Raw genomic sequence first — 18,843 nt, 5'->3', positions numbered from 1 at the left:
GTACAAAAGGTAGACATCCTGTTTCAAAAAAGATATGGTATTTCATATATGTGAAATTTCATATTTGAGAGCTTATGTCACCGTTAATGTTTTACAAATGTCTGGCTGATGACACCCGTCTGAAAATACTAATGCTACTGGTTGGCCGCCCCGAATTGTGTGTGTGCGACTTTATTGATGCATTAGCGTTGAGCCAGCCGAAGATATCCCGGCACCTTGCCGACCTGCGCAAGTGCGATCTGGTTGCCGGTGAACGGCAGGGGAAGTGGGTGTATTACCGTTTGCATCCCAACCTTCCAGCATGGGAAAAACAAATTTTAACCACCACGGTAGAGCACCATCCGGTGTATCTGCAGGAAGCTGAATCTAATCTGGCGGCAGACGCGCAAGCGCGCTGCGTAACTCGGGAGAACCCATGAAAATTTTATTTATCTGTACGCATAACCGGTGTCGCAGCATTTTGAGCGAAGCGATATTCAACCAGCTTGGCAAAACCCATATTGAGGCAAGAAGCGCCGGCAGTCAGCCGGCGGGTGAAGTGCATCCGGCGACCTTGAAGCATTTGAAAAAGGCGGGTTACCACACCGAGGGCCTGAAAAGTGAGTCCTGGGATGATTACGAAGCGTTCGCGCCGGATGTGGTGGTGACCGTGTGTGACTCGGCCGCCGGAGAATCCTGTCCGGTTTATTTTGGGAAAACCCTGAAGGTACATTGGGGCCTGGCAGATCCTTCCAAAATACAGGACAGCGAAGAGGCGCAAAGTAAGGCCTTTGAAAACGTCATCAGAGAAATTGAGGCTCGCGCCCAAGCGATTAATCAGTTTGCGGTAGCAAATTTGGATGGTGACGCGTTACGGGTAGCGTTAAACAAACTGGGTGCAAACTAACTTTTAGGATTTTTATGGGATTTTTTGAGCGTTATTTATCGCTGTGGGTGGCTTTGTGTATTGTAGTAGGCGTCATCGCAGGCAGTCTGGCGCCGGAGGTGTTCACCGCCATTGCTTCTTTGGAAGTGGCCCATGTTAATTTAGTTGTAGCCGTACTTATCTGGCTGATGATTTACCCGATGATGATTCAGGTTGATTTTGGGGCAATGAAAGATGTGGGCAAACGGCCTAAGGGGCTGGCCCTGACGCTGGTGATCAACTGGCTGGTTAAACCTTTTACCATGGCGCTGCTGGGCTGGCTGTTCTTTAAAGGAATCTTTGCTGACTGGGTCGACCCACAAACAGCCTCAGAATATATTGCCGGTATGATTATTCTGGGCGTGGCGCCCTGTACTGCCATGGTATTTGTGTGGAGCCACCTGACCAAAGGCGATGCCAATTACACCCTGGTGCAGGTATCGGTGAATGATGTCATTATGATTTTTGCCTTTGCCCCACTGGCCGGTTTACTGCTGGGGGTCTCCGATATCACCGTGCCCTGGAATACATTAGTACTGTCGGTGGTGTTATATGTGTTATTACCTCTGATAGCCGGCGCAATTACCCGTAAAATCATGTTGCGCAAAAGCGAAAAAGCCTTGAGCAATCTGATTGATAAGCTAAAACCCTTATCCATCACCGGGCTGCTGGCCACTTTGGTATTATTGTTTAGTTTTCAGGCCAATACGATTTTAGAAAAACCACAAAGTATTGTACTGATTGCCATTCCGCTGCTGATACAAACCTATGGCATCTTTGCCATCGCCTACTATTTTGCAAAGCGGATGGGGTTGTCCCACGATATCGCCGCTCCGGCCTGTATGATTAGTACCTCAAACTTTTTTGAGTTAGCGGTGGCGGTCGCAATTTCCCTGTTTGGTCTGCACTCAGGGGCCGCTCTGGCGACGGTGGTGGGCGTACTGGTCGAAGTGCCGGTGATGCTGTCACTGGTCTGGTTTGCCAACCGAACCCGACACTGGTTTGCGTAAAGCAGCCTGGTGCAGGTTGTCATTAATAAAAAGACGACCTGCACCCACTTTTTTTACCTGAGCCATTGCCGGGTGACTTCCACCACCCGGCGCGCATAAGCCGCGGCGGTGTCCAGGTCACCCTGACACGGCGCTTCTTCTGGCGAGGCATCGGCTGGAGCCTGAGCCATCAGTCCTTCAAAAGCCCCAATATAATTGATGTCATTACGGGTGGCATTTTGGGTATTCGCTGCCTGCATGCCCATATTGGCCCACACCATGCCGTGTTGGCAGGCCAGGGTGAAAAAATAATGCAGGGTAGAGTGCTTATCGCCATTCATGGCGGCGGAAATGGTCATCCCACCGGCCACCTTGTTACGCCAGGTGGCGTTTAACCAGCGCTCGCTGGTGTCATCAGCAAATTTTTTGAACTGCCACGGTGCCATGCCCATATAGGTGGGAGCACCAAAAATAATCGCATCAGCCTCATCCAGCAAGCTCCACTGACCCTCAGTGATATTGCCGCCATCATCAATGGTGACCAGCAATGGCTCCACCTCTTCGGACTCCTCCAGCTCATGATGAAAGGCCTCGGCCAGCTGCTGCGTATGCCCATACCCGCTGTAATACAACGTCACTATTTTCATAAAATACCTTGTGCGTGGATAGGCAGTAGATACGTGAAAAGTGCCAGTTTCCGGTCAATTTGTTGCGTTTTGTTACAAAAAGCAGCTAAATATAATCTCACGTATTATATTCGTAGCATGTTATATAAACATCCGGCGATTACCTGCCAACTCACCAACAATAATAATTTCAGCCGCAGACCAGGAGTTTTCCCGGCTGCAGGCTGGTACACAAAGAAGAAGAATATTTTGAAAGCACTCCCCTGGTTATTAGCCTCTGGCAGTCTGTTTCTTATTGGCTGCGGCGGCAGCGATGAAGACAATGGTGTTAAGGAGAATCTGCTCCCGCGTATCACCTTGCAAAGCAACAGCTCCGCAAAGGAAAACACCATTTTTACCCTTAGCGCCACTGCCACCGATCCCGACGGTACTATTAGCGCCTATGCCTGGCAAAGCGCTAACCCGGAGGTTGAGTTTATTCGCGGCCAGGATCAGGCCGAGGCGCAAGTGCGATTGCCCGCCGTTACTGAAGATAAAGAAGTGCTTTTTTCATTATCGGTCACTGACAATCAGGGTGAGTCGGCGATGGCCGAAAGTGTGATAACGGTGGTTCAGGTTGCGCCTGAAATAGCACCTATCCCAGCGCAAACCGCGGCAGAAAAATCTCAAGTTAGCATTGGCGCAGAGGTTATGCTGGAGTCGGGCACAATCAGCCAATACCAGTGGCGCCAGACCAGTGGCCCACAAGTGAGTCTGGGCGGCGCCGATACAGACACACTTGAGGTGACCTTGCCTGAAGTGGACAGTGCTCAAGCAGCGCTCTTTGAACTTCGGGTAACCGATGATGATGGAGATGAAGCCACCACCACAGCGCAAATTAATATCACTCAGTCTACCTTGTCGCTCACAGTGAACGGACTGGCCACGGATGCCCCGCTTGCCAACGCCAATATTGTAGTGATGCTCAATGGAGAAGACTACCTGGAGGCAGGCCCTACCGACAGCCAGGGCAACTTCGGGTTTGAGTTGGTGGTCGATGATTCCATGGCCGATGCGTTTGTTTCAATTCGCGCTAAAGGTACCGGCGATCAGGCCGCGGCCGGGCTGATTTCTTTGTTATCAAACTTTAATACGCTGATGGAAAAAAGTGGGGATGATGGCGTGTTAGATGCCAGTGAGGAAGCTGCTACCACGGTGTCCAATGTCACCACCGCTAAATATGCGTTATTGAAACGGGCAGCGGATACTCAAAATATCTTCACGGAAGAAGCCGTCAAAGTTTTCAGTGAGCAGGTGAATGCACAAGAGGTATTTACGCTGGCCACCGCCATCAAGGTGGCCATTGATAAGGCCAGCAGCGAGCAGACCCGGTTGCCAGCTGATATCGTCGATACCCTGGCACTTATTGAGGATGCTACCGCCACTGATGCGTTTGTCACGAGCGTCGTCCAAACCGTTGAGTTTGCTGAAGCCCGGCAGGAAATTATCGACGATCCCACCTTGTTTGCCACCACCGCCAGCTTTGATGAGGCCTTTGCCTTTTATCATTTGCCAGCGTCTGACTTACAAAGCTTTTCCCCGGTGCTGCATTTTTTTGCAAATGGCACCGGTCGCGAGGGTATAACAACATTTTCCTGGCTGGCGGATGGGGCCACCTTGCAGGTAACCTACGATGGCGAGTCCACCAGCACCTCGTATCCGCAACGAGAAATTGACGGTGTCTTAGTGCAGGTGCGAGAAGACCATGTGCCGGTGACGCGTCACTATACCCTGATAACAGAAAATGCCACCAGTCAGGATTATCTGGTGACCTACACCTCGGAGTATCAATACCCCGAGACGCCGCAGCTTGCCACTGAGCCCTACAGCAGCACCTCGGTGGTGACCGTAAAGCAACAACCCCAAGCCCTTGCGGTTGAGCCACCAGCCAAAGTTTATATCACGCTGCCTTCAACCTCAGGTCGTGGAAGTATGATCCTTCAGGATGATGAAGAAGCATTTGTGGTTTCTCGTTATGAAGCGTTCATCCTCAATCAGGATGGCACTGGGTTGGCGGAACTGACCAACCAGGCAATTCGCTGGAGTACAGCAGATGATGCCTTAGTTATTCAGGACTTTTCGGGCTCACATTTGCCCGCAGGGGCCCTGGTAGCGCAAGGGGTCGCTAAGCGCCGAGGACTCGATTTATTGGCTGTGTCTGTGGTGGAAGCGCCGAACACACGCCTGTATGAGTATGATGCGGTGGTTAAAGCCGTTATAGAACCGGACGAAATACGCTGGGAGGATGTGCAGATTCCCGGAACATATGGGTACGATACCATTCTGGGTGAATCACAGCTGGATGCATTTTGGATTGAGCTTACCGAAGAGGGGGCAGCTTATACTGTCTTTACTAACGATAATAATCAGGATGGCGTGTTAGAAGAAAGTGAGGTGCTTGTTTATGGAGGGAACTGGCTGCTTGATGAAACCAATCATCTTGTTATCAACCGGTATCTTGATGCCCAAACGCTAGGATCGGCGCCCGCCTGTGTCAGCTCGTCGGCTTCGTGTGTGCTGTACAATAAACGCACCTGGCAGTTACTTAATCAGCAGGACGATCTACTTACGGTTATTAATGTTCATGATTTCAATATCGGCATTAGAAGTGATCAGCCCCAGCCACGTGATGTCACTCAGGACATCCGGACTATTCAAAAGATCACTGAGGTGCCGTTTGACATCTCAGACATGATCGGACGCTAGCCGATACAAAAAAACCGCACAAAATTGTGCGGTTTTTTTATGCGTCTATTGGTTACTGGTTTTTGGCCGCGCCTTGCTGGGCGACGGCTTCTTCCATCTTTTTGATTTCGTCCGCATCGCCCAGATAGTTTTTCGAAATGGGCTTTAGATTTTCATCCAGCTCATACACCAACGGCACTCCGGTGGGGATATTCAGCTCCAGGACTTCCTCTTCGCTCATGCCATCCAGATATTTCACTAGAGCACGTAAACTGTTCCCATGGGCAGCAATAATAATCCGCTGACCGTTTTGAATACTGGGCCGGATCACATCATGCCAGTAGGGCAATACCCGCTCAATGGTCAGTTTGAGGCTCTCGGCTTTAGGCAAAATCGAGGCATCGATAGTGTTGTAACGCTTGTCGTTACCAGGGAAGTGCTCGCTGTTGTCATCCACTGCCGGCGGTGGCACATCAAAGCTACGACGCCAGATTTTCACCTGATCAGCACCATGTTTTTCGGCTGTTTCGGCTTTATCCAGACCTGTCAGCGCCCCGTAATGACGCTCATTCAGGCGCCAGTGACGCTGAACCGGCAAGTAATGCTGACCCATCTCTTCAAGCGCCAGATTCAGCGTTTTGATTGCGCGCAGCAGTACCGATGTATAAGCCAAATCAAATTCGAAACCTGCGTCTTTGAGTAGCTTGCCAGCATTGATGGCCTGAGCCACACCCGTCTCGGTCAGATCAACATCGTGCCAGCCCGTGAAACGGTTTTCCAGATTCCATTGGCTTTCACCATGGCGAATAAGTACCAGTTTATACATATAAAAGTTACCTTTAAGGCTAATTACTTAAAAAGTGAATGCGGTGCTGGTCGCGCAGACCAGTTGTATCCTGTGAGCCACATTATCATCCATTATCAGCCGCAAAAAATCCACCCGCTGACCATATAAGCTAACTGGTAAGAGGATTCAGGCTGATTGGCATACCTTGTGCTTGCCTTATACTTTAGTAAAGCAGCAACCCCATCACCACGATTTTTTACGACGAAGAAAAGGTAGCCGTATGTGTTTTAAAACCAATATAACCAAAACTCGTAAAAGCCCGCCCCGGCCAGTGACTGCCGCCGAACCCGAGGTCGGCGCAGCTAAACAGTATCGCTACAAGGTTCGTGGTACACGTACGCCCGCTCTGTTGAATAAGCCCAAGCGTATAGTGCATTAATGCTAAGGCCGGAGTTCCGGCCATGCTTATTGTTATCCGCGAGCAGTCTTGTCTAGGGCGTTGGCTTTTTTTCTGCCTTCGACGATTTGCGTGCGATGGCTTCTAAAAAGGGGCCTTTAAAACGATTAAAATTTTCAATATGGGGCAGATGGCCCAAATCCTTTAATTCAGTCAGTTGAATCTGAGGGTTGCGCGCCTGAACTTCTTCGCCCAGCTTGTCATACCGGCCAAACGCTCTTTCCACACCGTCTTTTTTACGGTCGCGACCTGGTCCGGTGCGATCACGATTACCAATAATCAAACTCACCGGCATCGACAGGTACTGTATTTCTTCAATCACCGGCTGGGTAAAAATCATGTCATAGGTTAATGCACTGACCTTCGCCAGGATGGGCCAGTCCGTACCCTGCACCCATCCCATCAGAAATTCAGCATGCTGAGCAAAGTCAGCATTCCACTGACCAGCATAATAATTTTCTTTCTGATACTGGATGATATCTTCCGGGGTGGTTTTCAGCTCGCGACGATAATGACTATCAATATCTTTATAGTGTTGATACACAAGGTAGTTTTCCAGTCCAATAGGGTTAACCAGTATCAGTCTTTGGGTAATGTTCTCGTGCAGCAGCGCAAACCGGGTGGCCAGCATGCCGCCCATGGAATGTCCCACCACTATTGTCTTTCGGATGCCCAATTTTTCCATAAGCTGGTGAGTATTGGTCGCCAGAGCGGCAAAGCTGTATTGATAATCCGTAGGTTTGGATGACTTACCAAACCCTATCTGGTCGGGCATCAACACCCCATAACCCTGGTCATGCAGCCACTGGGCGGTTTGCTGCCAGTACGCAGCTGTGAAATTTTTACCGTGTAACAAGGTGACCACCGGAAAATCTTCTTTGGCCGGCAAATACATATAGGCCATTTCCAAATCGCTGCCCTGGGCCTCAAAACGATAAGTTTTTACATCAAAGGGGTAGGTAACTCCGGTGAGCCTGCCGTCATACTTCAGGCTGTCAAAATCCTCCGCGGTGGGCGCGTCGGGGGCCGCGTTCGTCAGGCTGCTAATCAATAGCAACAGGCTGGCAGCAAAGCTTACTGTTTTCATTGTTGTTCTCGCTTTGTAGGTTAGTTCCAGTGACATACGCAAAATGCCGATAAGCGGCTCAAAGCATAACAAATTACCGGTGCAATGATGTGGCCGGCAAGCCTGGTCCGGCCGTTAAGGATTCTTCATTACCCATCTATTCTTTGTTCGCGTGCGTAGCTACCCTATCAAAAGTGAACCAGGTACGTGTTTTTATGTCTCGAGATTATCATTACTATGAACCCAAAAATGGCCACGGTCTGGCCCATGAACCTTTCAATGCCATTATTGCTCCACGTCCTATAGGCTGGATTTCAACGCGAAGCCGAGAGGGGCAGGTGAACCTGGCACCTTACAGCTTTTTCAATGCCTTTAACTACACACCACCGATTATTGGCTTTGCCAGTGTGGGCTACAAGGATACCGTAAAAAACATCGAAGAAACCGGTGAATTTTGCTGGAACCTGGTCAGTGAGCCGCTGATGGAATCAATGAACCAGACCAGCGCTAAGGTCGATGCGGATACCGATGAATTTGGTTTGAGCGGATTACGCAAAGGCAGGGCTAAACAGATCGCGGTACCTTTTGTGGCAGATAGTCCGGCGATTATGGAATGCCGCAAAACCCAAATTGTCCGGTTACAGGACAAAGAGGGCCAGCCGTGCGATAGCTGGATGGTGTTCGGAGAAGTGGTGGCGGTTCATTTGCATCCTGATACGCTTCAGGATGGCAGTTACCAGACCCTGGCCGGGCAGCCGGTATCCCGGGGCGGCGGCCCGGGCGATTACTTCACCATCAGTAAAGCTGATAAACGTATTATGCCGCGCCCCGACTAGTTAACCCTGCACTGCCGCGCGCTGGTGTTTGAGGTTAACAGGCAATCTTTACAGCGGTGGCGGTGGGCCGTGACGGTACTTTTGAGGCTTGTGAATGGTGCGCACAATATCTACCGCCCGGGTGGCCAGGCGCACTTCCACTAAAAACAAAATCAGTGCACAAATCAAAAATAGCATGGCGGCCACGAACAGCATCACGATGGGAAGCTTTAAATCAATTACCAACAAGGAGCCGGCAAAGAGTAACCCGATGACCAGACAAATCATCAAACCGGAGGCCACACAAAAACCGATGGCCCAGTTAGTCGCCCGTACCCGGCTCCACAATAGGATAATCTCTTGTTTTGAGCGCTCCACCAGCTGCGGGTCGGCCAGAGTTTGAATGCGTCGCTCGGCAACTCTGACCCGGTCAGAAATACGCCCCAGACGGCCTGACATAACACTAAGAAACCCGGCCACACCGGTCAGTAGAAATACCGGCGCAACGGCAAATTCAATAAGCTGAGAAAGACTGGGTATTAATGTATCCACTGCAAAACTCACGTTGTTTGTTGATATTTATTAGCGTTGCTATGCAAATGCTTCGCCGGTTTTTGATAAAAAAGTATTACCCTTCCCGACAGCGCATATACGGTACTCTGAGCATCCAGATAAATAGAATCACAGCAACAACTTACACCACTGACAGTCAGCGCCAACAAGCTCCGTTTTTCTGTCTTGGGTTGGGTACTGCACTCCCTGCGTCTAAGTTTAAATCCAAAACGAGTCTGACGCCCGACTTCGTTGTAGTTAATTTCCGTCACCAGGGTAGCCAAGGCCCTGCGGATTCACCACAATCTGAGGTATAATGAGCACCAACCAGTGTTATGGCGTACAAGCACCGACACCCTCTTAGATCATGGGTTAGCATAGTCTTACCAGCCATCAATATTAGCGGTCTGAAAACCTGGTATTGATGGCTGGAAGGATTACATTAAGGCACGTGATATGAAAAAAATTGTGGTAGTTGGCGGAGGCGCCGGCGGACTTGAACTGGTCACCCGGTTGAGCAAATCGTTGGGTAAATCCAAACAGGCTGAAATCATTCTTATCGACAAGTCCCGAACCCATGTCTGGAAGCCCTTGTTGCACGAAGTGGCGGCGGGGGTTATCGACAAAAACTCCGATGGCGTAGATTACCGCATGCATGCGGTTCGGCATCACTATCAGTTTCAGCTGGGCAATCTGAGTCAGATTAACCGCGACCAGAAAAAGCTGCTTCTCGACCCCTTATATGATGAGCATCAGCAGCTTATTTTGCCCGAGCGCGAAATTGACTATGATTATCTGGTCCTGGCCATGGGCAGTGTTTGTAATGATTTTGGCACGCCCGGCGTAAAAGAGTACTGCTACGCCCTGGACTCATTGCCGCAGGCCGAGAAATTTCATCGGGCGCTGTTGAATCAGCTGCTCAAAGTAAATCAATCCGCTGCCGATAAAAATCAGCTGCAGGTAAGTATTGTGGGGGCCGGGGCTACCGGCACCGAATTAGCCGCCCAGCTGCATCATGTTGCCAATTTGGCGCGCGCTTATGGCATGCCGGAAATGTCCTCTGACCGATTAAAGGTGACCATCCTGGAAGCCGGCGATCGTATTTTGCCAGCCTTACCAGAAAAAATAGCGCTATCAGCCCGTAAAGCACTGGTGAATCTGGGTATTGAAGTACGTGAATCGACGATGGTGGCTGAGGCGACACGAAAGGGGTTTATCACCAGTGAGGGCAATCATATTGATGCCGATTTGCTGGTGTGGTCGGCGGGCGTGAAAGCCCCGGACTTTCTGACCGAGATGGATATTTTTGAAACTAACCGCGCCAACCAGATTCTGGTGACGGCGGAGCTTCGCAGTACCGTGGATGACACCATTTTTGTGATAGGCGACTGTTGTGGTTTTAAACAGCCCGATGGCAGCTGGGTACCGCCCAGAGCACAATCGGCGCATCAGATGGCCAGCACCGCCGCGAAAAACCTGGAGGCGGTGTTTAATGATAAGCCGTTAACACAGTACGAATACAAAGATTATGGCTCGTTGGTCCATCTAAGCAAATACAGCACCGTGGGCAGTTTGATGGGTGGCTTGTCCAAAGGCAGCATGTTTGTAGAAGGACGGCTGGCTAAACTGGTGTATGTGTCGCTGTATAACAATCACCAGTTTACCGTTCATGGGTGGTTAAAAGGGATCGCTACCTTGTTCAGTCGTAAGCTTAGCAATATTGTCGGGCCTAAATTCAAATTACATTAAACCTGCCCACCGGTAGTTGAAAAAGGCGCAGCAGGCGCCTTTTTTTATCGGTAAAAGCCAGTGTTAACTTTTATTTTACAAATTGCGGCATTGTGGAACAAATTTCGCACAACCTGAGCTGGTATCCAAAACCTTAGAGGGCCAAAAACGTATGATACTAGCAAATAACCCCCCGGCAGTAGTGATGAAAGCCTTTACCTGGGCTTACGAAGAATTAGGTCTGACCAGCACCGAAGCTGCACAAATTCTGGGCATTAGCGAACGCGGCTTGCGTGAAACGGCACTGGTAGGCTTTGAAGTTGCTTCGGTTGAGTCGGAACTGCAAATCAGCTTTATTAAAATGTACCATTTACTCTATGCTATGTCAGATGGGGACAATGATGCGTTGCTGGATTGGTTCAATCATTATAATCCCCACCTGGATGTGGTCCCCAAACAAGCCTGTACTAACTTACCGGGCATCTGTTATGTCAGTGATTATCTGCAAAGCCTGCAAAGTGAACCTGCCACTCCGGTACCTTCAATGGTAACCAACTCGCCATTGGAGCAAAACGAACCGGAGATGGTGGCCAGATGAACGTTGGTATGAATTATTGATGGCAAGGGAGTTGCCGACTCTGGTGTTATGGGTCGCTTAAGACGTAGCCAGCTCGCTGTGAAATGCCGGTGGGTAAGTGACGGAGCCGCGTGGATAATGCCCGTCAAACGACAATGCCATGAAAAATCCCTGAGGAATCCCTGCATACGTCAGCGTACTGATATGCTTAAACCCGAACCGGGTATAATAAGCCGGGTCGCCCACCAATACACAGCCTTTCGCGCCAGATTCTTTTAACTGATGTAATGTACTTTCCATAAGTTTTGAACCGCCGCCATGCCCTTGTACTTTAGGCAAGACCGATACCGGCCCAATTCCATACCAGCCTTTGGCATTGTTACTGATGGCTACCGGACATACCGCAATATGGCCAATCAATTCACCATCCAGCTCCGCCACTTTTGATAATGACAAAGCCCCATCATGGCGTAATGTATCTACGATTTGCTGTTCATTTCCCTGTCCATGATTACTACTGGCAAAGGCCTGTTGAATAACTTCAAAAATAGCCGCTTCGTCTCCGGGCTGTTCGGGGCGTATGGTTAAAATCATGAGCGTAATTTCCTTTTATCAGTGTTGCGCCGCTTAACTGGCGGCCCGCAAAACATCTGCGGGCCCCTGATTATCATAGGCGGTAATAGACAACGCGTCGTCCGGAACCCCTAAACTTTGTTCAAGCCATTGGGACAGGGGCGCTACATCCTGCTCCCGGGCGCCAATCCAGGCAGCGGGTGAGCCAGCGGGATGAGGAATGTTTTGCAATAGCTGTGGCAGCGAGGCAAACCGGCCATTGTTCCAAACCACTTCCATATTCACCGGCTTGCTCAACAGGATATTTTCAGACATACCACTGTTGTTGATGGCTACTACACCCCGGGTGGCCGGGTGCAGCGCCTCCAGGTGATGGGCAATAGCGGGAATCGCCGGGACTTCACCCCCCAGCAACACCCAATCTGTACTGGCTTTTAAGGCGGGAGAAAACCATGGCCCTTTGATATGGATCTCTTCACCCAACTGAGCACGATTCGCCCACTGGCGTGCCGGTCCATCCGGTAGATGGCCGCCCAGCATCACATCAATGGTAACCAGCAACATGTTAGTGTCACAAAAGCGCACAGTAAACGGCCGCTCTAAGAGCGTTTCCTCCGCCCCTGCCGGGCGTTGCAAAGGTTTACCATCGGCTTCAAACAACAACCTGATACAGCCGCCCGGGCGCAGCATGGGTAACTGGCGCACTGCGGCGCCTCCCAGGGTAATCCGACGCACATGCTCGCTGACATGGGTAATTTTTTGTACCGTCAGACTAAAGCTTTGTGCCGTAGCAGTTTTAGGCTTTGACCCAAATAGTCTTTTCAGATGTTGCCAGTACGTCACCGAAGTACGCCTTATAAAAATAAATGTATATTTCTAATATGCCAGAATTGATCCAGCTTGAACGAATCTTCAACAGGCAATAACATTTTTTTCTGTTTACCAATTCAGGGTTGCTATGGCGGGGCTGCACATCCCTCGCCAACCCCCAGTTTTGTTGACGAAAGGCGCATCTTGAGAGCAACCAGCCGAGCCATATTAATAGCGGCCAGAAAAGCCTGCTTCCCGGCAATGAAAAAAATTCAGAGCACATAGTCTCAGTGGGTGATATCTCAAACTGGTGAAAATGTCGGCATCAGGCGACAGCAAAGAATATTGGCAACAAAATTATAGAACAAAACGCGGGGTGGGAAAGTGAAGCGATCAGATAAACAACGTATTGAAGCCGGGTTATCAAGCATAACCTGGTGAAAAGCAGATTTTTTGTTATTGAAACGGTCGGTGCATTTGCATCAGCCATAAAAAAACCGGGGCAAAAGCCCCGGTCAAAGAATTGGAATACACTTGGTTACTGAAAGCAAATGACTAGATCAGTGGGATAACCTTACCAAGACTCGTCGAACTAAACACTCTGGTTAGTTATAAACCGGTATGTGTTTAAATACCCAAAACTTTTTTAAAAGTGATAGCTTGCAGATATGGGCTATACCGCTTCGACAAAAGCACAAGATTTGGTTTGCTTTAGTCGACGCATTTACGCGGTGCAAAGCACCCATTGTTACATGTTAATAGCTTCCAGTGATGAAAAACCAGCATGTCTCTATGACACATTGGCACTGGCCAGCGCATGCTGCTAGTAAAAAACAGGCGCAGCGGCTAGGTGTGTGTGCCTGGTGATTATCTACGGTAAACCCTCATCACAGGGAGAGTTGTGTACAACCGGGGTGAGTGTCACCAAAATTTTTCTGGCTGCACTCGTTAAAAGCCACCTTGGAATGTTGATGCCAGAGACCACATAATGCAGCAGGATATAACCAACTTATTAGAGGGAATGGGTGCGGAGCAGTCAAGCAGCACGGTCGATTTGTCGATGCTGTTAGAAGCCATACGCCAGTTCCTGAACATGGATGTCGCGTTTACCTCGCGCTTTGCCCAGGGGCAACGCAAAGTGGAGCTGGTGAGCGCAAATGATGAAGTCAGCTTTTCACGTCCTTTGACTTCCGGCCTTACCGTGCCGCTGGAACAATCTTACTGTTTTAGCATTGTCAGCGGCGAACTGACGAATATTATTGCCGATACGGCCGGCAATGAAATTACCTGTTCTATGTCGCTAACCCACGAAATGGAAATTGGCGCCTTTATTGGCGTGCCGATTACGCTTCAAAATGGCGATACTTACGGTACCTTATGTTGTTATGACCAGGCACCAAACCCAACATTAAACCACCGGGATGTGGAGTTACTGCATATCATTGCCTCGTATGCAGGACAGGTTCTAGGTCGTAATCTGGCCACTCAGCAGCATAAAGATGAGTTGCGCTCGACGGTACGGGAAGTGATTGACAACAATCGAATCGAAGTCGTGTTTCAACCAATCTATGGCAAGCAAAGTAACTCTTATGAATATTATGAAGTCCTTGCGCGGTTTAATACCCAGCCGTATCGTCCCCCTAATGAATGGTTGGAGGATGCCGACTTTGTTGGGTTAGGTCTGGAAGTTGAAAGTGCCATTATAAAACAGGTGGTCACTCGCTTGCAGCTGGCTGGCGACCAGGACCTGGATCTTAAAGCCTCTATCAATGTGAGTCCGCGCATGGTGGAAAGTGGTTTGTTGCCCGGCCTGCTCACCGAGGTTAGCAGCGACCAGGTTCGAATTGAACTTACCGAACATGTCGGTGTGACTAACTACGAAACCTTTCGTTCGTATCTGAAGCCGCTGGTTCAGCGTGGTTTTAAAATCTGTATTGATGATGTCGGCGCCGGGTTCGCCAGTCTTAAACACATTCTGGAAATAGAACCGGATGTTATTAAGCTTGACCTTAGTCTGGCCAGCAACATTCACCTGGATCCCAAACGTCAGGCGCTGGTCACCGGCTTGCTGGCCTTCGCCCGCAGTTTTAATTGTGAAGTGGTGGCCGAGGGGGTTGAAACTGCCCAGGAGTTTCAGGCATTGAAAGCCCTTGGGGTAACCTTTTTCCAGGGCTGGTTTTTCTCCAGGCCGGTCAAATTTGAACAACTCGACAGCAATTTGGCGGTGGCGGCCGTAGTATAGAGGGTGGGTATTCAGTACTATGCGCTTGCTGAGTTTATAATCATCTATGGTCTTTGGCAAAATACCCGGCATAACGATGATGCAATAAAATCAATGTGGGGTTCATGTCAAAGTCTCTGGCGTCGGCGGCGCTGATATTGCTGGTCAGCGGGTGCACACAAAAACCTGATTACGACTTTATGCAAACCAATTTCAAAGAAAATCGCGCAACGTTTTCGATGTTGGCGGCTGTGGCCTGCGAAGTGGGTGAGCAAACCCCGGCCAATTCCCTGACCATTCAGCCAGACACAGATAAAACCCAGGCATTGGTTGAATTGGCTGCCACCGTTCATGTTGAACAGATTAACTATCGTGATGTAGAGGGTAAGTGCGCACTGGCGATGCCGGTATTTGACCATAACTCTTCAAAGCATCGCGAACATTTTGCCTATCGGTGTAATCTTAGCCGCCCGGTGGGGTTCGACCCTGACCGGCATGGTTATGAAGAGGCTATCGAACAAGTGCAAAATGGGATAAAACAAAAGGTCGTATTTGATATGCGGCTGGCCCGGCGCTGGTTTTTCTCATTTGTGTATCAGAAAAATTAGCCAATACCTATTGCAGCTTTTTCATCGTTAATCGCGTCCGGGACTGAATTCACGCAGCTCGCACTGGCAAACGCCACCACACCGCCAGCGTCGCCAGCCCCATCAGCAATGCCGCCGCTAAAAAGGGCAGCCTTTCATCAATGCCATACAACGCCGCCGATAGCGGTGGGCCGGTTATATACCCCATAGCGGGCGAAGCAGTGATCAGTCCGGTTACTTTGGCCTGACGTTCAGAGGCACAACGGGACGTGGCCACCGCGGCAATTGAGGGATAGGCCGCCCCAAAGCCAGCACCCATGAGCGCCATTCCCAGGTACAGGCTTACAGACCCTGGCTGAAGATACAATGTCAGATAACCCACAGCTGCCAGCGGCAGGGCGCTATAAATCAGAATGGGCGCGCTGAGCCAGCGCCGCTGTACCGCGCTAAACTGAATCACTAACGACAAAACAGCCATGACCATCATGGCCAACCCGGCCTGACGCGCAGCGCCTACCGCATCATATCCTTGTGTATCTATCAGATAAAACGCCAGGCTTTGCTGCATGATAGCCATACACCCGAATAAGCACACACAGCACCCTACCAGCAGCAGGGTACTGGATTTTACCGGCGCTGCGCTGCTATCCGGTTGCGAGTTGGCCGCCCTTCGCTGAGCAGGATCCAGTTCAGGCAATTTCCTGGCGACCAGCACTATGGCCAGCAGCGTAAACACAATGACAAAATAAAAAGGTGCCAGGATACCAGCTGCCACCAGTAACCCTGCCAGGGGCGGCCCCAATATCTGACCTAAATTGTTAGCGGAGGTGACTTTGCTAATGGAGGCCGCACGTTGTTCTGAGCCGCTGATGGCCACGACATAACCTACCACCGACGGCGGGGTCGCCGACATTACCGAGGACTGCAAACATCGACTGAGCAACAGGCCGGCAAAAAGCAGGGTGCCGGATAACCCGCTGTGCAAACCGGCCCACCAGATAGTAGCAAATACAAGGGTGCCCAGGGTGTAGCCACTTAACCCCAGTAGTAATAATTTTTTATAACCATACCGAAGGTTGTAGCGGCTCCAGATGTTCGCGCCAATGGCAAATACCAGCGCAGAAGAAGACATCATTATGGCCACCTGCATTTCTGACAACCCGGCCAGACGCCCCAGTGACGGTACCGTTGTTAAAAACACGCTCTGACCAATAGCCGTGGCCAGCAAGGCGCAAAATAATATGGGATAGATCATGAAAACCGAATTAATAGAAGATAAAGAAAATCAGGCAGTGCTGAATTTGCCTGTATCACACTCTGGCAGTTGTGGGTGGCAGTATACCATCGTTCACAAACAAAAACGGAGGGTAAAAAAAAACTCCCGCCAAATGACGGGAGAAATCAGAGGTATTGGTTGGGTCATAGGGGACCCGGGGGAGAATAACTGTCATACGACCTCGAATATTTATCCACCTGGAAAAATACCCATCGAATCAAGCACTGCGGTCAAATGATCGAGACTTCATTCGTGGTCAGATAGACTATGAATACCTGGGAAACACAAACCCGGTCACACAAACACTATCTAAAAAACAGTTACTTATAACAAAGCCAGTATCGTGCCATTATTTTTATTTTATTTAAGTGTATGAAAATTATGGTTTTATAGATTTTGAGGGCGGCATTGTTAATAAAAGGTGTCGCTGCCTGGAAAATTTTACCCACTATTACGTCGTATATTACATACACCGGCATACATTTCTTTCTATTTGCCTGAAATTTACATCACCTATATCAGCGGCATCGCCACCCCGGCCGAAAAATTATTTTTTTGAACCCCGATTGCGGAAGGGGCAGATAGGGTGAATGAAGCTAAGCAAAAAGCAGACGAAGGCCTGGCTTTAGCGGATGACGCTGGACGCGTTATTGTCGATATTCATCAGGGCGCATAGGAAGCAGTGGCGTCGTTCGGTCAGTTTACTCAGCAGTTAAATCAGTAAATGCCAGGCAGAAAAACCCGGCGCCAGTGATGGCCCCGAGGCGCCTGCTATAGGCGTATATTGGTGTCATTACCCCCCGCACTATTATTCGCGCTACTATCCGCGCTATTATCGCGCCTGTGCTGGGGCTGGCCTGGCCAGGAGGGCGGGTTAGCCGGGGTTTTCACAATACAGGCTGTTACATTTTTTCATACCGTATTTTGTAAAGAAATGCGCTATGCTTAATCATACAGGCAGAATAATTAAGGCGTCTTCTTATGGCCAGAGCAATCGTGCTAACCATTGTGGTGCTGGCGGCTATCGCCAGTTATGCTGCGGGCTTTCATACCGGTGTTTTCGTATTAATCGTGCTGGCGATGGCGCTGGAGTTAATCGTGTGGCTGAGTCTGCGTTATCCACGCAAACCCAACCAAAAATAACATCTGTTATTCACTGATACTTTTTATTTCCCGGGATATCTCGTATGGTTGTGGGACTAAGTATTCACGTACCCGCATGATATGTTTTCCAGATTTAACTTTTTACTCCTTGTTGTCCTACTCACTGCCTGTAGCAGTCAGTCTGCGCCATCGGCGTCATCTGCTTCCGTAAACGCCACCTCTGGCCCAGCTAAGTCGGGCTCGGCAACGCTTCAGTGTAAAGGCGTGGCCGATGCTTACTGCACCGCCCAAACCCAGCCCTGGTTTGTTAAGCTGGATGTCCTGAATAAACGGTTGGTGAGCAAAAATATCCCTCGCGTGGCTCAAAAGCATGCGCGCTGGAGCGCCTCATTAAAAACGTGTCTTGGTAAACCTGACCAGCAGGCATGCATAGAGCAACGTACTAAACAGCGTATAAGCTACCTTAAAATTCATCACAAGCTGCAACCCGTCTCACACTCCATGCATTTTAAATGTGCAGTATCGATGATTGAGGTGAAATGGTACGACACACCTACCAACGCCGTCTGGGTTAAATCCGAGTATGTTTCTCAGCTGATGTACAACATTCCAAGCAGCCAGGGTCTCAAATACGAAAACACCCGCAGTCGACTGTGGGTATATGATCAAAAAGCTATGATCTGGATTGCCCGGCATATGCCCCATCAGGAATGCCAGCGGGTGGCTGCGGACTAACCTGCTAACCCCATCGTTGGCGGTCACCAAGACGCAGAATTGTTTACGTGGGGGTGTCCGCCTTGTCACTTTTTATAATGGTGGTACCCGACATTCGCCGTGCAGGAAAATGTCAGGGGCAGCCGGTTTCTGATAGCGCGTTTTTCTTTACTTGCGCCCCTGCTTAGCTTTAGGTAAATGCCGTGTGGTCATCAGGGTATGTTACGCCGCTGACAAGCCTGACGCTGCGCCACTCACCGTTGATATGGGCAAACCCGGGCGATATCTACTTATTATTTTGTAACGTAAAAATATTGTTAAGTTCTGACGTCA

General features: G+C 49.8%; 19 protein-coding genes. 12 read left to right on the top strand and 7 right to left on the bottom strand.

Annotated features, from left to right (window positions below; genetic code table 11):
* Positions 1-74 precede the first annotated feature (74 nt).
* The 3 genes from IT774_RS15665 to arsB are packed head-to-tail and all read left to right on the top strand — an operon-like array spanning position 75 to position 1,914.
* The gene (locus IT774_RS15665; RefSeq protein WP_195810597.1) at positions 75-419 is read left to right on the top strand and encodes a metalloregulator ArsR/SmtB family transcription factor; all 345 of its coding nucleotides are present in this window, start codon (positions 75-77) and stop codon (positions 417-419) included.
* Complete coding sequence (locus IT774_RS15660) at positions 416-886, top strand: arsenate reductase ArsC (RefSeq protein WP_195810596.1); 471 nt, start codon at positions 416-418, stop codon at positions 884-886. Before IT774_RS15665 ends, IT774_RS15660 begins: the two co-directional genes overlap by 4 nt.
* Positions 887-900: 14 nt before the next feature.
* Complete coding sequence (gene arsB, locus IT774_RS15655; protein WP_195810595.1) at positions 901-1,914, top strand: ACR3 family arsenite efflux transporter; 1,014 nt, start codon at positions 901-903, stop codon at positions 1,912-1,914.
* A gap of 53 nt (positions 1,915-1,967) precedes the next feature.
* On the opposite strand, the gene IT774_RS15650 is transcribed toward arsB, so the two are convergent.
* Positions 1,968-2,540: a flavodoxin family protein gene (locus tag IT774_RS15650; RefSeq protein WP_195810594.1), complete on the bottom strand. Its 573-nt coding sequence runs from the start codon at positions 2,538-2,540 to the stop codon at positions 1,968-1,970.
* Between the two features lie 228 nt (positions 2,541-2,768).
* On the opposite strand from IT774_RS15650, the gene IT774_RS15645 reads away from it, so the two are divergent.
* Positions 2,769-5,264: a PKD domain-containing protein gene (locus IT774_RS15645; protein WP_195810593.1), complete on the top strand. Its 2,496-nt coding sequence runs from the start codon at positions 2,769-2,771 to the stop codon at positions 5,262-5,264.
* Positions 5,265-5,316: 52 nt separating this feature from the next.
* Here the strand turns inward: IT774_RS15645 and gpmA are convergent, their stop codons facing one another.
* Both gpmA and IT774_RS15635 read right to left on the bottom strand, forming a co-directional pair.
* Positions 5,317-6,069 carry a 2,3-diphosphoglycerate-dependent phosphoglycerate mutase gene (gene gpmA / locus IT774_RS15640; RefSeq protein WP_195810592.1) on the bottom strand — a complete coding sequence of 251 codons (753 nt, stop codon included), beginning with the start codon at positions 6,067-6,069 and terminating at the stop codon, positions 5,317-5,319.
* A 452-nt stretch (positions 6,070-6,521) separates the two neighbouring features.
* The gene (locus IT774_RS15635; RefSeq protein WP_195810591.1) at positions 6,522-7,574 is read right to left on the bottom strand and encodes an alpha/beta fold hydrolase; all 1,053 of its coding nucleotides are present in this window, start codon (positions 7,572-7,574) and stop codon (positions 6,522-6,524) included.
* Positions 7,575-7,768: 194 nt separating this feature from the next.
* Between IT774_RS15635 and IT774_RS15630 the strand changes: the two genes are divergently transcribed.
* On the top strand, positions 7,769-8,389 hold the full coding sequence (locus IT774_RS15630) for a flavin reductase family protein (protein ID WP_195810590.1): 621 nt from the start codon (positions 7,769-7,771) through the stop codon (positions 8,387-8,389).
* Between the two features lie 48 nt (positions 8,390-8,437).
* Here IT774_RS15630 and IT774_RS15625 read toward each other — a convergent pair whose 3' ends face one another.
* The gene (locus IT774_RS15625; RefSeq protein WP_195810589.1) at positions 8,438-8,920 is read right to left on the bottom strand and encodes a DUF2721 domain-containing protein; all 483 of its coding nucleotides are present in this window, start codon (positions 8,918-8,920) and stop codon (positions 8,438-8,440) included.
* A 456-nt stretch (positions 8,921-9,376) separates the two neighbouring features.
* Here IT774_RS15625 and IT774_RS15620 point away from each other — a divergent pair, with 456 nt between their 5' ends.
* Together IT774_RS15620 and IT774_RS15615 are read left to right on the top strand one after the other, a co-directional pair.
* Complete coding sequence (locus tag IT774_RS15620; protein WP_195810588.1) at positions 9,377-10,669, top strand: NAD(P)/FAD-dependent oxidoreductase; 1,293 nt, start codon at positions 9,377-9,379, stop codon at positions 10,667-10,669.
* A gap of 151 nt (positions 10,670-10,820) precedes the next feature.
* A complete protein-coding gene (locus tag IT774_RS15615; protein WP_195810587.1) occupies positions 10,821-11,246 on the top strand; it encodes a hypothetical protein in 426 nt (141 codons plus the stop codon).
* A 57-nt stretch (positions 11,247-11,303) separates the two neighbouring features.
* Here the strand turns inward: IT774_RS15615 and IT774_RS15610 are convergent, their stop codons facing one another.
* Together IT774_RS15610 and IT774_RS15605 are read right to left on the bottom strand one after the other, a co-directional pair.
* Positions 11,304-11,819 (bottom strand): GNAT family N-acetyltransferase, encoded by a 516-nt coding sequence (locus IT774_RS15610; protein WP_195810586.1) that lies wholly within the window; start codon positions 11,817-11,819, stop codon positions 11,304-11,306.
* Between the two features lie 33 nt (positions 11,820-11,852).
* Positions 11,853-12,641, bottom strand: coding sequence for a siderophore-interacting protein (locus IT774_RS15605; RefSeq protein ID WP_195810585.1), 789 nt, complete (start codon positions 12,639-12,641; stop codon positions 11,853-11,855).
* A gap of 955 nt (positions 12,642-13,596) precedes the next feature.
* Between IT774_RS15605 and IT774_RS15600 the strand changes: the two genes are divergently transcribed.
* Together IT774_RS15600 and IT774_RS15595 are read left to right on the top strand one after the other, a co-directional pair.
* Positions 13,597-14,850 (top strand): sensor domain-containing phosphodiesterase, encoded by a 1,254-nt coding sequence (locus IT774_RS15600; RefSeq protein WP_195810584.1) that lies wholly within the window; start codon positions 13,597-13,599, stop codon positions 14,848-14,850.
* Between the two features lie 104 nt (positions 14,851-14,954).
* Positions 14,955-15,437 carry a hypothetical protein gene (locus tag IT774_RS15595; protein WP_195810583.1) on the top strand — a complete coding sequence of 161 codons (483 nt, stop codon included), beginning with the start codon at positions 14,955-14,957 and terminating at the stop codon, positions 15,435-15,437.
* 49 nt (positions 15,438-15,486) lie between these two features.
* Here the strand turns inward: IT774_RS15595 and IT774_RS15590 are convergent, their stop codons facing one another.
* Positions 15,487-16,671: an MFS transporter gene (locus IT774_RS15590; protein WP_195810582.1), complete on the bottom strand. Its 1,185-nt coding sequence runs from the start codon at positions 16,669-16,671 to the stop codon at positions 15,487-15,489.
* On the opposite strand from IT774_RS15590, the gene IT774_RS17060 reads away from it, so the two are divergent.
* The 3 genes from IT774_RS17060 to IT774_RS15580 all read left to right on the top strand — a co-directional run bounded on the left by IT774_RS17060 (position 16,670) and on the right by IT774_RS15580 (position 18,531).
* Positions 16,670-16,930 (top strand): hypothetical protein, encoded by a 261-nt coding sequence (locus tag IT774_RS17060; RefSeq protein WP_218958924.1) that lies wholly within the window; start codon positions 16,670-16,672, stop codon positions 16,928-16,930. The genes IT774_RS15590 and IT774_RS17060 overlap by 2 nt on opposite strands.
* A 743-nt stretch (positions 16,931-17,673) precedes the next feature.
* Complete coding sequence (locus IT774_RS15585) at positions 17,674-17,835, top strand: hypothetical protein (protein WP_195810581.1); 162 nt, start codon at positions 17,674-17,676, stop codon at positions 17,833-17,835.
* Between the two features lie 81 nt (positions 17,836-17,916).
* A complete protein-coding gene (locus tag IT774_RS15580; protein ID WP_195810580.1) occupies positions 17,917-18,531 on the top strand; it encodes a hypothetical protein in 615 nt (204 codons plus the stop codon).
* The last annotated feature ends 312 nt before the right edge of the window (positions 18,532-18,843 follow it).

Origin of the sequence: Salinimonas marina (assembly GCF_015644725.1) — a bacterium.
Lineage (GTDB): Bacteria > Pseudomonadota > Gammaproteobacteria > Enterobacterales > Alteromonadaceae > Alteromonas.
The sequence above is the reverse complement of the archived record's forward strand: the minus strand, read 5'-3'. Positions and strand labels throughout refer to the sequence as shown.

Coding starts and splice junctions, on each gene's coding strand:
- IT774_RS15660 (WP_195810596.1), top strand. CDS start 416: ATGAAAATTTTATTTATCTGTACGCATAACCGGTGTCGCAGCATTTTG.
- IT774_RS15620 (WP_195810588.1), top strand. CDS start 9,377: ATGAAAAAAATTGTGGTAGTTGGCGGAGGCGCCGGCGGACTTGAACTG.
- IT774_RS15600 (WP_195810584.1), top strand. CDS start 13,597: ATGCAGCAGGATATAACCAACTTATTAGAGGGAATGGGTGCGGAGCAG.
- IT774_RS15585 (WP_195810581.1), top strand. CDS start 17,674: ATGGCCAGAGCAATCGTGCTAACCATTGTGGTGCTGGCGGCTATCGCC.
- IT774_RS17060 (WP_218958924.1), top strand. CDS start 16,670: ATGAAAACCGAATTAATAGAAGATAAAGAAAATCAGGCAGTGCTGAAT.
- IT774_RS15635 (WP_195810591.1), bottom strand. CDS start 7,574: ATGAAAACAGTAAGCTTTGCTGCCAGCCTGTTGCTATTGATTAGCAGC.
- gpmA (WP_195810592.1), bottom strand. CDS start 6,069: ATGTATAAACTGGTACTTATTCGCCATGGTGAAAGCCAATGGAATCTG.
- IT774_RS15590 (WP_195810582.1), bottom strand. CDS start 16,671: ATGATCTATCCCATATTATTTTGCGCCTTGCTGGCCACGGCTATTGGT.
- IT774_RS15615 (WP_195810587.1), top strand. CDS start 10,821: ATGATACTAGCAAATAACCCCCCGGCAGTAGTGATGAAAGCCTTTACC.
- arsB (WP_195810595.1), top strand. CDS start 901: ATGGGATTTTTTGAGCGTTATTTATCGCTGTGGGTGGCTTTGTGTATT.
- IT774_RS15595 (WP_195810583.1), top strand. CDS start 14,955: ATGTCAAAGTCTCTGGCGTCGGCGGCGCTGATATTGCTGGTCAGCGGG.
- IT774_RS15630 (WP_195810590.1), top strand. CDS start 7,769: ATGTCTCGAGATTATCATTACTATGAACCCAAAAATGGCCACGGTCTG.
- IT774_RS15650 (WP_195810594.1), bottom strand. CDS start 2,540: ATGAAAATAGTGACGTTGTATTACAGCGGGTATGGGCATACGCAGCAG.
- IT774_RS15580 (WP_195810580.1), top strand. CDS start 17,917: ATGTTTTCCAGATTTAACTTTTTACTCCTTGTTGTCCTACTCACTGCC.
- IT774_RS15665 (WP_195810597.1), top strand. CDS start 75: ATGTCACCGTTAATGTTTTACAAATGTCTGGCTGATGACACCCGTCTG.
- IT774_RS15610 (WP_195810586.1), bottom strand. CDS start 11,819: ATGATTTTAACCATACGCCCCGAACAGCCCGGAGACGAAGCGGCTATT.